At 73.2% G+C, this 13,543-nt stretch carries 15 protein-coding genes; 10 read left to right on the forward strand and 5 right to left on the reverse strand.

The window, feature by feature from the left end:
* Positions 1 to 4 precede the first annotated feature (4 nt).
* The gene (locus tag IE277_RS18055) at positions 5 to 1,096 is read left to right on the forward strand and encodes a bifunctional succinyldiaminopimelate transaminase/glutamate-prephenate aminotransferase (RefSeq protein WP_189953622.1); all 1,092 of its coding nucleotides are present in this window, start codon (positions 5 to 7) and stop codon (positions 1,094 to 1,096) included.
* 106 nt (positions 1,097 to 1,202) lie between these two features.
* Here IE277_RS18055 and IE277_RS18060 read toward each other — a convergent pair whose 3' ends face one another.
* Positions 1,203 to 1,619, reverse strand: a complete 417-nt coding sequence (locus tag IE277_RS18060) for an ATP-binding protein (RefSeq protein ID WP_189953624.1) — start codon at positions 1,617 to 1,619, stop codon at positions 1,203 to 1,205.
* A gap of 285 nt (positions 1,620 to 1,904) precedes the next feature.
* Complete coding sequence (locus IE277_RS18065; protein ID WP_189953626.1) at positions 1,905 to 2,891, reverse strand: heavy metal transporter; 987 nt, start codon at positions 2,889 to 2,891, stop codon at positions 1,905 to 1,907.
* A 97-nt stretch (positions 2,892 to 2,988) separates the two neighbouring features.
* On the opposite strand from IE277_RS18065, the gene dapE reads away from it, so the two are divergent.
* Together dapE and IE277_RS18075 are read left to right on the forward strand one after the other, a co-directional pair.
* Positions 2,989 to 4,068: a succinyl-diaminopimelate desuccinylase gene (gene dapE, locus IE277_RS18070; RefSeq protein WP_189953628.1), complete on the forward strand. Its 1,080-nt coding sequence runs from the start codon at positions 2,989 to 2,991 to the stop codon at positions 4,066 to 4,068.
* A 105-nt stretch (positions 4,069 to 4,173) separates the two neighbouring features.
* Positions 4,174 to 4,932: an LOG family protein gene (locus IE277_RS18075; RefSeq protein WP_189953630.1), complete on the forward strand. Its 759-nt coding sequence runs from the start codon at positions 4,174 to 4,176 to the stop codon at positions 4,930 to 4,932.
* A gap of 77 nt (positions 4,933 to 5,009) precedes the next feature.
* On the opposite strand, the gene folP is transcribed toward IE277_RS18075, so the two are convergent.
* Entirely contained in the window at positions 5,010 to 5,870 is an 861-nt protein-coding gene (gene folP / locus IE277_RS18080; RefSeq protein ID WP_189953632.1) for a dihydropteroate synthase, read from the reverse strand.
* 160 nt (positions 5,871 to 6,030) lie between these two features.
* Between folP and IE277_RS18085 the strand changes: the two genes are divergently transcribed.
* Both IE277_RS18085 and IE277_RS18090 read left to right on the forward strand, forming a co-directional pair.
* Positions 6,031 to 6,396, forward strand: coding sequence for a DivIVA domain-containing protein (locus IE277_RS18085; protein WP_189953635.1), 366 nt, complete (start codon positions 6,031 to 6,033; stop codon positions 6,394 to 6,396).
* Complete coding sequence (locus tag IE277_RS18090; RefSeq protein ID WP_189953637.1) at positions 6,393 to 6,983, forward strand: DNA-3-methyladenine glycosylase I; 591 nt, start codon at positions 6,393 to 6,395, stop codon at positions 6,981 to 6,983. Before IE277_RS18085 ends, IE277_RS18090 begins: the two co-directional genes overlap by 4 nt.
* Before the next feature lie 70 nt (positions 6,984 to 7,053).
* On the opposite strand, the gene chcB is transcribed toward IE277_RS18090, so the two are convergent.
* Entirely contained in the window at positions 7,054 to 7,857 is an 804-nt protein-coding gene (gene chcB / locus IE277_RS18095) for a 2-cyclohexenylcarbonyl CoA isomerase (protein WP_189953639.1), read from the reverse strand.
* Between the two features lie 62 nt (positions 7,858 to 7,919).
* On the opposite strand from chcB, the gene IE277_RS18100 reads away from it, so the two are divergent.
* Both IE277_RS18100 and IE277_RS18105 read left to right on the forward strand, forming a co-directional pair.
* Positions 7,920 to 8,093 (forward strand): hypothetical protein, encoded by a 174-nt coding sequence (locus IE277_RS18100; protein ID WP_189953641.1) that lies wholly within the window; start codon positions 7,920 to 7,922, stop codon positions 8,091 to 8,093.
* 144 nt (positions 8,094 to 8,237) lie between these two features.
* On the forward strand, positions 8,238 to 8,405 hold the full coding sequence (locus IE277_RS18105) for a DUF3117 domain-containing protein (RefSeq protein WP_018544333.1): 168 nt from the start codon (positions 8,238 to 8,240) through the stop codon (positions 8,403 to 8,405).
* An 87-nt stretch (positions 8,406 to 8,492) separates the two neighbouring features.
* Here the strand turns inward: IE277_RS18105 and IE277_RS18110 are convergent, their stop codons facing one another.
* On the reverse strand, positions 8,493 to 9,191 hold the full coding sequence (locus IE277_RS18110) for an O-methyltransferase (RefSeq protein WP_308433398.1): 699 nt from the start codon (positions 9,189 to 9,191) through the stop codon (positions 8,493 to 8,495).
* Between the two features lie 234 nt (positions 9,192 to 9,425).
* On the opposite strand from IE277_RS18110, the gene sigE reads away from it, so the two are divergent.
* From sigE to IE277_RS18125, 3 genes are all read left to right on the forward strand, one after another.
* Positions 9,426 to 10,136 (forward strand): RNA polymerase sigma factor SigE, encoded by a 711-nt coding sequence (gene sigE / locus IE277_RS18115; protein ID WP_189953643.1) that lies wholly within the window; start codon positions 9,426 to 9,428, stop codon positions 10,134 to 10,136.
* Positions 10,133 to 11,215 carry a zf-HC2 domain-containing protein gene (locus tag IE277_RS18120; RefSeq protein ID WP_189953645.1) on the forward strand — a complete coding sequence of 361 codons (1,083 nt, stop codon included), beginning with the start codon at positions 10,133 to 10,135 and terminating at the stop codon, positions 11,213 to 11,215. The genes sigE and IE277_RS18120 overlap by 4 nt, the downstream gene beginning before the upstream one ends.
* Positions 11,216 to 11,349: 134 nt before the next feature.
* Complete coding sequence (locus IE277_RS18125) at positions 11,350 to 13,503, forward strand: trypsin-like peptidase domain-containing protein (protein WP_189953647.1); 2,154 nt, start codon at positions 11,350 to 11,352, stop codon at positions 13,501 to 13,503.
* Positions 13,504 to 13,543 lie beyond the last annotated feature (40 nt).

Below are 13,543 nucleotides of genomic sequence, written 5' to 3' on the forward strand. Positions count from 1 at the left end.
TCCCGTGTCCGCAGTCTCCGACCGGCTCCCCACCTTCCCCTGGGACAAGCTGGAGCCGTACAAGAAGACGGCCGCCGCGCACCCCGACGGCATCGTCGACCTGTCCGTGGGTACCCCGGTCGACCCGGTGCCCGAGCTGGTCCGGAAGGCCCTGATCGACGCGGCCGACTCCCCGGGCTACCCGACGGTGTGGGGCACCCCGGCGCTGCGCGACGCGATCACCGGCTGGCTGGAGCGCCGCCTCGGCGCCCGCGGGGTCACCCACCGCCATGTCCTGCCGGTCGTCGGCTCCAAGGAACTGGTGGCCTGGCTGCCGACCCAGCTGGGCCTCGGCCCCGACGACAGGGTCGCCCACCCGCGCCTCGCCTACCCCACCTACGAGGTCGGCGCCCGCCTCGCCCGCGCCGCGTACGAGACCTACGACGACCCGCGCGACCTCGACCCCGCCGGCCTGAAGCTCCTCTGGCTGAACTCCCCGTCGAACCCGACCGGCAAGGTGCTCTCGAAGCAGGAGCTCACGGACATCGTCGCCTGGGCCCGCGCCCACGGTGTCCTGCTCTTCTCCGACGAGTGCTACCTGGAACTGGGCTGGGAGGCCGACCCGGTCTCGGTGCTGCACCCGGACGTCAACGGCGGCTCCTACGACGGCATCGTGGCCGTCCACTCCCTCTCCAAGCGCTCCAACCTGGCGGGCTACCGCGCGGCGTTCATCGCCGGCGACCCGGCCGTCCTCGGCCCGCTGCTGGAGATCCGCAAGCACGGCGGCATGATGACCTCGGCGCCCACACAGGCGGCCGTCGTGGCGGCCCTGGGCGACGACGCCCACGTCCAGGAACAGCGCGAGCGCTACGCCGCCCGCCGCGAGGTGCTGCGGGCCGCCCTGCTGGGCCACGGCTTCCGCATCGAACACAGCGAGGCGAGCCTCTACCTCTGGGCCACCCGCGACGAGTCCTGCTGGACCACCGTCGCCCACCTCGCCGCCCTGGGCATCCTCGTCGCACCGGGTGACTTCTACGGCGAGGCGGGCGAACAGTTCGTACGTGTGGCGCTGACGGCAACGGACGAACGCGTCCGCGCAGCGGCAGCCCGTCTGTAACGGGCCGTGCCGACGTAGGAACGCAGGGACACAAAAGCGGACGGGGTCCAGGGAGTTCCCTGGACCCCGTCCGGCGGTCAAAGCCAGGCGCTCAGCCGGCCGGCGCTCAGCCGAGCGGCAGCGACTTGCCCTGCACCGGCAGCTGCGGCAGCCCGCCACCCGCCGTGGAGGACGCGGCGTCCCCGACGACGCTGCCCGCTGCCCCGGTGACCTCACCCGCGGCCTTCCGGGCCACCGGCGCGGTCTTGTTCACGGCGCTGGTGCCGGTGTGGGCCGCACCCGGCACGGTCTTGCCGACCGCCGTGCCGCCCGTGGTGGCCGCGAGCGTGGTGGCGTTCGTCGTGGCGCCGTCGACGGTGCCACCGAGGTTCGCCGCGTCCGGGGTGGTCACACCACCCAGGTTCGGGACCGCCGCCGGCTGGGTGGCCGCACCGGCGGAGCCGGCCGCACCGACCCCGGCTGCCGCTCCCGCTGCGACGAGCAGCGCGGCACGGGCGATCCGGCGGGTCAGAGGGAGGGACATGATGCTCCATTCGACGGGAGAGAAGTGTCTGTGTCCGAAGCCCGGTTGGGGCTCGGACGCCGTGACTACCGCTCGAAGCCCGCGAAGGTTGCGGACGTCCCAGGTAAAGAATGGATAACGCATCGCATTATCAGGTGGGGATAAAAACGGGCAAAGAGCGTCTCCCTGAAATCCCGCAGAATCCTTACGGCCCTTGATTTCCAAGGGAATCCGGAGGCGGTGCCCGTTCCGCCCAGGGAGTGGGATCGGCGTGCGCCGCATCACCCGCCGGAGTGATGCCCCGTACTACTGTCCGGTCTCGATCCGAACCGCCCCCGTGGACTCCACCGCACCACCGGCCCCGTCCGAAGCGGCCGTCTTCCAGTGGCCGCCGCTCCCGGCCGTCCACGCGCTGCCCGCGTACGACACCCGCTGGATGTGCAGCGCCGCGGAGTTGGCCACGGCCCACTGCGCCAGCTGCCAGCCGCGCTCCCGCTCGCCACGTCCGATCGCATCGACCTTCGTGCCCAGCGGCACCGGCACGGTCACGGTCCGCCCCTGCGCGGTCGCGGTCACGCTCGGCGAGGGAGAGGGTGACGGCACGGGCGTGCCGCCCACCTCCGCACCGGTCTCCTGCAGCGCGTCCCGCCCGAAGTCCCGTACCAGCGCGGCCCGTACCGCGTCCGGGCCCGTCGCCTCGGCCGTGGAATCCTGGCGCCCGTCACAGGTCAGGCTGGCCGGCGCGCGCCCGGTCAGCGCCGCCGCCAGCAGCGTCGCGTCCGGCTCGTGCTTGGCGTACGCCTCCGGGTAGCCGCTGCGCTGCACCTGCTGGGCCGCCTGGGTCAGCGGCAGATCGGTGTAGTCCGGCACCTTGGCGAGGTGTGCGTAGAAGATGCCCGCCGCGTAGGCCGGGTCCATGATCTGGTGCTCGGTGCCCCAGCCCTGCGAGGGCCGCTGCTGGAACAGGCCCAGCGAATCCCGGTCGCCGTGCTCGATGTTGCGCAGCCCCGACTCCTGCAGGGAGGTGGCCAGTGCGATCGCCACGGCCCGCTCGGGCATCCCGCGCCCGGTGCCGACGGCCGCGATCGTCGCCGCGTTCACCGCCTGCTCGGGTGTGAACTCGTACGACGTCCCGTCGCCCGAGGACGACACCACTGTGCAGCCGCGCGCTCCGCTGCCGGTGACGTACTGCACCACGAGGTACGCGGTGACACCGCAGAGGACCAACAGGGCCGCGCCGAAACGAAAGCGACGGCCGCGGCGTTTGGGACGGGTGGGGGACGGCTCTGGCACGCCTCCAAGGTACTGGAGCCCCGTCATCCCCTTACGGCGGGCTGTCCGGACAGCGCTTACCCCCGCTCTCGGTGGCCGGCGCGTTAGGGTCGGGCCCATGGCCGACACCTCGCTTGACCTCACGCTCGATGCCGCCGCGCTCACCGCGCAGCTCGTGGACTTCCCCTCCGAGAGCGGCACCGAGAAGCCGCTCGCGGACGCCATCGAGACCGCCCTGCGCGCCCTGCCGCATCTGAGAGTCGACCGCTACGGCAACAACGTCGTCGCGCGTACGGACCTGGGCCGCGCCGAGCGCGTGATCCTGGCCGGCCACATCGACACCGTCCCGATCGCGGACAACGTACCCTCGCGCCTGGACGAGGACGGCGTGCTGTGGGGCTGCGGCACCTGTGACATGAAGTCGGGCGTCGCGGTGCAGCTGCGGATCGCGGCCACGGTCCCCGCCCCCAACCGCGACCTGACCTTCGTCTTCTACGACAACGAGGAGGTCGCCGCCGACCTGAACGGCCTGAAGCACATCGCCGAGGCCCACCCCGAGTGGCTGCGGGGCGACTTCGCGGTCCTGCTGGAGCCCTCCGACGGCGAGGTCGAGGGCGGCTGCCAGGGCACCCTGCGGGTGCTGCTGAAGACCACGGGGGAGCGGGCCCACTCCGCGCGCTCCTGGATGGGCTCCAACGCCATCCACGCCGCCGCCCCCGTCCTGGCCCGCCTCGCCGCCTACGAGCCCCGCTACCCGATCATCGACGGCCTGGAGTACCGCGAGGGCCTGAACGCGGTCGGCATCAGCGGCGGCGTCGCCGGCAACGTCATCCCCGACGAGTGCGTGGTCAAGGTCAACTTCCGCTACGCCCCCGACCGCTCCGAGGAGGACGCGATCGCGCACGTCCGCGAGGTGTTCGCGGACTGCGGCGTGACGGAGTTCGTCGTCGACGACCACAGCCCCGGCGCGCTGCCCGGCCTCTCCCACCCGGCCGCGGTCGCCTTCACCGAGGCGGTCGGCGGCACCCCGCGGCCCAAGTACGGCTGGACGGACGTCTCCCGCTTCTCCGCGCTCGGCGTCCCCGCGGTCAACTACGGCCCCGGCAACCCGCACTTGGCGCACAAGCGCGACGAGCGGGTGGAGACGGCGAAGATCCTTGCGGGCGAGGAGCGCCTGCGGAACTGGCTCACCGCGTAGGGCGCCCGTTCGGCGCACGCATGCCGGACATGCGCATGTCCCCCCGGCGTAACCTGCGTAGATCTACTCTGAGGTGGAACTACCGGCACGACGGAGGGAGCGCACATGCCTACCGGCAACCCCGAGGGGAAGAAGGTGCCGCCGGAGGAGCAGCGGCTCGGACCGGTCCTCCGGCGGCGCGGACAGGTGACCGCCAGCACCACCGACCAGCGGCTGCTGGACGCCGGCGGCCCCACGGACTGGGTGCACACCGACCCCTGGCGGGTGCTGCGCATCCAGTCGGAGTTCATCGAGGGCTTCGGTACGCTCGCCGAACTCCCGCCCGCCATCAGTGTGTTCGGCTCGGCGCGGACGCCGGCGGACTCGCCGGAGTACGACGCGGGGGTGCGGCTCGGCCGCGGCCTGGTCGAGGCGGGCTGGGCGGTGATCACCGGCGGCGGCCCCGGGGCGATGGAGGCGGCCAACAAGGGCGCCTGCGAGGCGGGCGGCGTCTCGGTGGGGCTCGGCATCGAGCTGCCCTTCGAGCAGGGGCTGAACCCCTACGTCGACATCGGCCTGAACTTCCGCTACTTCTTCGTCCGCAAGATGATGTTCGTGAAGTACGCGCAGGGCTTCGTCGTCCTGCCGGGCGGCCTCGGCACCCTGGACGAATTCTTCGAGGCCCTGACCCTGGTCCAGACCCAGAAGGTCACCCGCTTCCCGATCGTCCTCTTCGGCAGCGAGTACTGGGGCGGCCTGGTGTCCTGGCTGCGCAACACCCTGGTCGCCCAGGGCAAGGCGTCCGAGAAGGACCTCCTCCTCTTCCACGTCACGGACGACGTCGACGAGGCGGTGGCCCTGGTCTCCAAGGAAGCCGCCCGCTGACCACCCCGGCTCCGCCCCGGCCTCAACCCGGCTCCGCCCCGTCACCGGCCGCTTCGGGGGGCGGAGCCCCCTGGGGGTCAGGCCAGGCCCCGTCTGGCCACCGCGGGGACCCGGTGGCCGGTGATCGACGCGACCATGTCCAGCACCTGACGGGTCTCGGTGACCTCGTGCACCCGGTACACCCGCGCCCCGAGCCACGCCGACACCACGGTCGTCGCGAGCGTGCCGATCAGCCGTTCCTTCAGCGGCCGGTCCAACGACTCACCCACGAAGTCCTTGTTGGACACCGACACCAGCACCGGCCACCCCGTCGCGACCATCTCGCCCAGCCGCCGCGTCGCCTCCAGACTGTGCCGGGTGTTCTTCCCGAAGTCGTGCCCGGGATCGATCAGCACCGACTCGCGCGGCACCCCGAGAGCCAGCGCCCGCTCGGCCAGCCCCAGGGTCACACCGAGGATGTCGGCCATGACGTCGTCGTACGTCACCCGGTGCGGACGGGTCCGCGGCCGCGCACCCCCCGCGTGCGTGCACACCAGCCCCGCCCCGTAGCGCGCCGCGACCTTCGCGAGCCGCGGATCGACGCCGCCCCACGCGTCGTTCAGCAGATCCGCCCCCGCCTCGCACGCCGCCTCGCCGACCTCGGCCCGCCAGGTGTCCACGCTGATGACCACGTCCGGGAAGCGCCGCCGTACCTCCGCCACGAAGCCGACGGTCCGCCGCGCCTCCTCCTCGGCGGTGACCTCCTCGCCCGGTCCCGCCTTCACCCCGCCGATGTCGATGATCGCGGCTCCCTCGGCCACCGCCTGTTCCACGCGCGTGAGCGCCGGCTCGTCGAGGAAGGTGGCGCCCTGGTCGTAGAAGGAGTCCGGTGTACGGTTCACGATCGCCATGATCACCGGCTCGTGGGGCCCGAATTCACGCTTGCCCAGTCTGAGCATCCGCTGTGCCCTCCGCTCGTGCATCCCGCAGTGCGGCCGCCTGAGACCCGCAATGTCAGACCCGCATGGCACGATCGGACCCTGAAAGAGTCAAGAGATGCGTCGGATACATTTCGACGTCCGGTAGTGCGTCCGGCAGAGAGCGTGGGGACCCCTGGCGATGGTGATGTTCTTGTTCCTGGTCGTCGCGCTGGCCGTCGTGGTCGCGGCGGTGACGCTCGCCGTGGTGGGCGGCGGCGCAAGCGGCCCGCTGCCCGAGGCCGCGCCGGAGCGGCTGCAGGACCCGCTGCCCCCGGACCGTCCGGTGGACCGGGAGGACGTGGAGAGTCTGCGTTTCCCGGTCGCTCCGCGTGGCTACCGCATGGCGGACGTCGACGACGCCCTCGGCCGCCTCGGCGCCGAACTGGCCGAGCGGGACGCCCGGATCGCCGACCTGGAGTCGGCGCTGGCCGGCGCCAGAGCCGCGGCGGCACATGTCCGCATGGAGAAGACCGATCACCCCGATCACCCCGAGGACCGGCGATGAGCGACGGAGCCACCCTCGCCGGGCCCGACGGCGCGCTGCGCTGCCCGTGGGCCCTGTCCACCGAGGACTATGTGTCGTACCACGACGAGGAGTGGGGCCGCGCGGTCCACGGCGACGACGCCCTCTTCGAACGGCTCAGCCTGGAGGCCTTCCAGTCCGGCCTGTCCTGGATCACGATCCTGCGCCGCCGCCCGGGGTTCCGGTCGGCCTTCGCGGGCTTCCGCATCGAGAAGGTCGCCGCGTTCACCGACGAGGACCGCGAACGCCTGCTGGCGGACCCGGGCATCATCCGCAACCGCGCCAAGATCGATGCCACGCTCGCCAACGCGCGCGTGCTCGCCGGCTGGGCCGAGGGCGAGCTGGACGAGCTGATCTGGTCCCACGCACCCGACCCGGCTGCCCGGGCGGCCCCGAAGACCCTCGCCGACGTCCCGGCCGTGACCCCGCAGTCCACGGCCCTGTCCAAGGCCCTGAAGAAGCGCGGCCTCGGATTCGTCGGTCCGACGACCGCGTACGCCCTGATGCAGGCGTGCGGCCTGGTCAACGACCACCTGGAGACCTGCGTGGCGAGAAGCTCCGGTTCCTGACCGCTGTGCCCCTGCCGACGGCGCCGTGCCGTCGGCCGGGATTCCGGGGGATGCCGGCCGGCGGGCGGGTTCAGCGCCCGAGGTACTTCGGCTTCTCCTTGTTCACGAACGCCTGCACGGCGATCGCGTGGTCCTCGGACCGGCCGGCCCGGGTCTGCAGTTCGTCCTCCTTCTCCAGGGTCTCGGCGAGGGAGTGCGTGAGCCCGTGGGCCACCGCCTCCTTGATCGCCGCGTACGCCACCGTCGGCCCCTCGGCCAGCGCCCGCGCCGTCTTCACGGCCTCGGCGCGCAGTTCGGCGGCGGGCACGACCCGGTTGGCGATGCCCAGCTCCAGCGCGTCCTGGGCGGTGATGCTGCGCGGGAAGAGCAGCAGGTCGGCCGCGCGGCTCGGGCCGATCACCCGGGGCAGCGTCCAGGAGACGCCGGAGTCGGCGGTCAGCGCCACGCCCGCGAAGGAGGTGTTGAAGGCGGCCGTGTCGGCGACCAGCCGGTAGTCCGCGGCGAGCGCGAAACCGAAGCCCGCTCCGGCCGCGACGCCGTTCACCGCGGCGAGCACCGGCTTCGGCGCTCCGGCGAGGGCCTTCACGATCGGGTTGTAGTGCTCCTTGACCGTGCTCATCGTCTGCCCGGACCCGGTCTCGCGGTCGGCCGCGAGGAGCCCGATGTGCTCCTTGAGGTCCTGGCCCACGCAGAACGCCCGGTCCCCGGCGGCGGTCAGCAGGATCGCCCGTACGGCCGTGTCCCCGGCCGCGGATTCCGCCGCCTCCCGGAGGGCGGCCTTCGTCGCGATGTTCAGCGCGTTCATCGCTTCGGGGCGGTTCAGCGTGATCGTCGCGAGTCCGTCGCTCACCTCGTAGAGCACGGTGTCGGCCATGGCACATCCCCTCCGTTTCACGGATGACGTACCGCTCGGTACGTCCCTGTACGAAGGACAGCATGGCGGAGATCGCCGTCCAAGGGCCGGACCCGACATGTGACCTGCGTCAAAGAAACCGGAGCGCGGCGGTGCGGTGGTTGTCCGTGGATGTCGGTGCGGCGGCGCAGTATCGCAGCCACATCGCCGAATTGGGTGGTTTTGCTCGCGCGCGTTGCCCAAGCGATGCCGACTGATGTTGGTCATCGGGTCGTGCGATGCGGGATAATGGCCGGGAAGCAATGTGTTCGATGCCGCTGTCGCGTGTCCGTTCCGGAACCGCGGAATGCCCTCCGAGGGTCACGGCAGACGATGAGCTGGTTTCAGGAAGGGGAACGAGCATGGCGGCCATGAAGCCGCGGACGGGCGATGGCCCGCTCGAGGTGACCAAGGAGGGGCGGGGCATCGTCATGCGCGTTCCGCTCGAAGGCGGCGGTCGGCTCGTCGTCGAGCTGACCCCTGACGAGGCCGAGGCACTCGGCGACGCCCTCAAGAAGGTCGTCGTCTGACGTCCCAGGGATCCTGACCTTCCGGCTGCCCCGGCATCGCACGCGGTGCCGGGGCAGCCGCGTCTGCGCCTCCCGTGGCGGGCCCGGTCACCGCTTCACGGCGCACAGCAGGCCGTCGCCGACCGGCAGCAGCGAGGGGACCAGCTCCTGGCTCTCGCGCACCGCGCGCAGCAGTTCCCGCAGCCGCAGCACCTCGGTGGGCTGCGGCCCCGAGTCGATCGTACGGCCGCCCGCGAAGACGCCCTCGAAGACCACCAGACCGCCCGGCCGCAGCAGGCGCAACGATTCAGCGAGATAGTCCAGATACTCCAGCCGGTCCCCGTCGCAGAAGACGAGGTCGTAGCCGGCGTCCGCGAGGCGGGGCAGGACGTCCAGGGCGCGGCCGGGGATGAAGCGGGCCCGGTTGCTGGCGAAGCCGCAGGCGCGGAAGGCCTGCCGGGCGAACTGCTGGTGCTCCGGCTCCGGGTCGACCGTGGTGAGCACCCCGTCCGGGCGTATGCCGTGCAGCAGATGAATTCCGGACACCCCGCAGCCGGTGCCGATCTCCGCGACGGCCTTCGCGTCCACGGAGGCGGCGAGCAGTCGCAGCGCGGCGCCCGTGCCGGGCGACACCGAGCGCAGCCCTGCCTCGCGGGCCCGGTCGCGGGCCCAGCGCAGCGCTTCGTCCTCGGCGACAAAGGCGTCGGCGAACGCCCAGCTCGTCTGCCGGTTGCCGGTAATGACCCTCTCCTGTCCCCGTGAATGCCTGGGCGTGACTGTATCCGTTGGCGTCGGGAACCCGCAGATGGGACCGGACGTTTACCGGGTTGAGACAGTGGCCGGATGGGCGACGGGGGGCAAGAGGTGGGTCAGGGCGTCGAGCAACTGCTGACGCGGCCGCATGAGCCGGGCCAGCGCGTATCAAATTCTCGTAAAACCGCTTATCCGGAGCTAACGGGCGAGGTGGCTATGGTAGGGGCTCCACTGGACACCACCAGAGCCGACAGGGGAGGTGCGGCTGCGCCCGGGGATCGGGGTGGAGTGCTGCGGCGCTTCCTCGGGTCGGCGGGCAGGCCGAAATCCGTGACCGACACCGCTGCTGACCACCACGCCGCTCTCGCCGCGGGCGAGGCCCAGACCGCGACCTTCGCCACCGACGCGGACGGGCAGGCGTGGACTCCGCCCACGTGGGAGGAGATCGTCAGCACCCACAGTGCCCGTGTCTACCGCCTCGCCTACCGCCTGACCGGCAACCAGCACGACGCCGAGGACCTCACCCAGGAGGTCTTCGTCCGTGTCTTCCGCTCCCTGTCGACGTACTCGCCGGGCACCTTCGAGGGCTGGCTGCACCGCATCACCACCAACCTCTTCCTGGACATGGTGCGGCGCAAGCAGCGCATCCGCTTCGACGCCCTCGGCGAGGACGCGGCCGAGCGCCTGGCCAGCCGCGAGCCCACCCCGCAGCAGCTCTTCAACGACGCGCACTTCGACGCCGACGTCCAGCAGGCCCTGGACACCCTCGCGCCCGAGTTCCGCGCCGCCGTCGTCCTGTGCGACATCGAGGGACTGTCGTACGAGGAGATCGCCGCGACCCTCGGCGTGAAGCTCGGCACGGTCCGCTCCCGTATCCACCGCGGCCGCTCCCAGCTCCGCAAGGCCCTCGCGCACCGGTCCCCGGAGGCGCGCGCGGCCGAGCGGCGCTCCTTCCTGACCCGTGTCCCCGCTCTGGGAGGAGGGGGCGCGACCGCGTGAGTGGATCCCGGCCCAAACCTGCGGCGGCGCACCTCGCAGAGCAGCACCTCGGAGACCGACTCTCCGCCCTGGTGGACGGAGAGCTCGGTCATGAGTCGCGTGAGCGGGTCCTCGCGCACCTGGCCACCTGTGCCCGGTGCAAGGCGGAGGCGGACGCCCAGCGCCGGCTGAAGAACGTGTTCGCGGAGGCGGCCCCGCCGCCGCCCTCGGCAAGCCTGCTGGCCCGCCTCCAGGGCCTGCCCGGGGAGGGCGACCTGGACGGCGACGGCATGTCGCCGCCCGGCGGCGGATTCCTCGGACGCGGCGCGCACGACGAACCCGCCCCGCCCGCCGACCCCTCCGGTTTCTTCGGGGCCCTCGGCGTCTTCGGCGGACGCCGCGGCGACCGTTTCGCGTTCGGGTACGTCCCGGCCCGCCCCCACAGCCCGGTCCCGGCCGGCTCGCACCACTCCCTCCCCACCGCCGACGAGCGCGGCTTCCGTATCCATCCCGTCGGCCGCCCGGACGACGGCCGCTCCGCCTCGCGCGGCCTGCGGTTCGCCGTCGCCGCCGCCGGCGCGGTGTCGCTGGCCGCGGTCGCCCTCGGCGGCATGACCACCGCCATCCCCGGTGACACCACGGCCGATGCCCGCGGCGGCGGCAACGGCAGCAATGTGACCCCGGCGCGCTCGGCCGGCACCGGCTCGGGCACCAGCTCGGGCACCGGCGCGACGCCCGACAGCCAGCGGCGTCGCGCGGTGGGTCCGCTGATCGCCCAGGGCGGCGGTCAGCTCGGCCAGACACCGGCCGTCCCGACCTCGATGTCCGCGCCGCTGGTGCCCGGAATGCCGACCCCCGGCACCGGCCAGGCCCAGGCCGATGCCGTCCGTGACCTGGCCGCGCCGATCATGGCCGGTGCGGCCGCTGTCTCCCCGCTGATACGTCCGCTCGACGACACCGTGGTCTACCCCCTGAACGCCTGGTCCACGACCCCCGGAAGAGCCGGCGCCGGCCTGCTGTCCGCCCCCCTCCCCGCGCCCGCCCCCGACACCACCCCCGCTGCCTCGCCGTCCCCCTCCGCACCCCGCCGGACGCCCTGACCGGCCACTGCGCCACGGCCCGCGAACCTGGTTGAATCCTGTGAGGGCCGTTCCCGCGGCGTTGACCGGGGGACGTAGTCGACGTTCTGTGGCCGCCGCCGAAGCGCGCGGCCACGGCCAGCCGTGGGGAGAGCATGAACGAGGGGAACGGTGTCCTGCCGGAGGAAGGGCCGCAGGGGGCGGCGGAGCTGACGCCGACCGACCGGACCGACACCACGGCGCGGCAGACCGCCGAGCCGATCGAGACACCGGGCTCCATCGAGTCACCGGCGGCCGGGCCGACGGATGCGGCGTCGGTGGACTCCGCCTCGGCGGACTTCGAGCTGGCCCGCCCGGCGACCGCGTCCGCGCGGCCGGCGGGGGCGGACCGGACGGGGACCGGGAGCGGCGGGGCCGGCGGTGCGGAGAGCGCCGGGTCGAAGGCCGAGAGGGCCGGGGCCCGCGATCCGGAGGGCGTCGCGCCGGACGGCGTGGGGGACGCCGGAGCGGCGGGCGCCGGGTCCGGCGGTGAACAGAGCGCCGGGGCCGGCACGGGTGAGGCCGTGGCGGACGGGGACGCGGACGGGGACTTCGAGTTGGCCAAGCCGGTGGCCGCGCCGACGGGCGCTGCCGGGGCGGACGGGAGCACGGCGGTCACCGTGCCGCCCGAGCCCGGGGAAACCGCCTGGGCGGCCCCCACCGAGCGGCCCAAGCCGTTGCACGACCCCGACCCCTACGGCACCCCGCCGTACGGCGAGCCGGGCCCCTGGGCGCCCGCACCGCCCGTCCAGCATCCCGCCGCCCCGGCCCAGGGCACGCCCCTGCCCGCCCCGGCGGTCGCGCCGATGCCGGGGCCCGTCGCCTCGGCGCCCGGGGTTCCCACCCCTGTGCCGGGATCTCCCGCGCCTGCGCCCGCGCCGCCCATCGATCCGCACGCCCCCTCGGCCCCCGCCCCCGCCGCCGCCCCGGCGCCCGGCGCTGCGGATCCCGAGACCTCGGCCGTCGGTCATCCCGTGGCCGGTGCCGCCGGCGCCCTCCCGGTGCCGGCGCCGGTGTCGGCACCGGCGTCGTCCGAGCCGGTGGTGGATCCGGCCCGGCGTTACGCCCCCTGGGCCGCCGGTTCCGCCACGGAGCAGGCGGGGGTGCCGGGGGCGCTGCAGCAGACCGGCGCCGCAGTGCTGACGGACGAGCAGCGAGGCCGTCGGGCGAAACGGTTCGTGCTGGTGTGGGCCCTGGTGATCGCCCTCGTCTCCGGCGGCATCGGCGGGATCATCGGCGCCTACGTCGAGAACCAGGGACTCGGCGACGACGTCCGACTGCCGCAGTCCGGACACGTGCCCGCCGGGCGCGCGCCGGACAGCGTGGCCGGGATAGCCGCTCGCGCGCTGCCCAGCGTCGTCACCCTGCATGTCACCGGGACCGACCAGGAGGACACCGGCACCGGCTTCGTGCTCGACAGCCAGGGCCACATCCTCACCAACAACCATGTCGTCGCGCCCGCCGGCGCGGCCGGCGCGATATCGGTGACCTTCAGCAGCGGCGACACCGTCAAGGCCGAGGTGATCGGCCGGGACAGCGGCTACGACCTCGCCGTCGTCCAGGTCCACGGTGTGCACGGGCTCGCCCCGCTGCCCCTCGGCAACTCCGACGATGTGCGGGTCGGCGACCCCGTCGTCGCCATCGGCGCCCCCTTCGACCTCGCCAACACCGTCACCTCCGGCATCATCAGCGCCAAGGAGCGGCCCATCACGGCCGGCGGCGAGAAGGGCGACGGGAGCGATGTGTCGTACGTCGACGCGCTGCAGACCGACGCGCCCATCAACCCGGGCAACTCCGGCGGCCCCCTGCTCGACTCCAGGGCCCAGGTGATCGGCATCAACTCCGCCATCCGCTCCGCCGACAGCGGCTCCGAGTCGGACAGCGGCCAGGCGGGTTCCATCGGCCTGGGCTTCGCCATCCCGGTGAACCAGGCCAGGCGCGTCGCCGAGGAACTGATCAACGACGGCCATGCCACCCACCCCGTGATCGGCGTCACCCTCGACATGGCCTACACCGGCGACGGCGCCCGTATCGACAGCAAGAGCGCGAACGGCGGCCCGGCCGTGACCCGGGGCGGCCCCGGTGCGCAGGCCGGTCTCCACGCGGGCGATGTCATCACCGAGGTCGACGGGCAGCCCGTGCACACGGCCGAGGAACTGATCGTCAAGATCCGCGCCCACCGGCCCGGCGACTCACTGCGGCTGACGGTGAAGCGCGACGGCACCGACCGGGACATCCCGCTCCGGCTGGGCGCGGCGGAGCAGAACTGACAGAAGTCTCACCTCGGGACGGTACCGGTCGGACGGGAAC

Source organism: Streptomyces alanosinicus (assembly GCF_014650595.1).
GTDB classification, from domain to species: Bacteria; Actinomycetota; Actinomycetes; order Streptomycetales; family Streptomycetaceae; genus Streptomyces; species Streptomyces alanosinicus.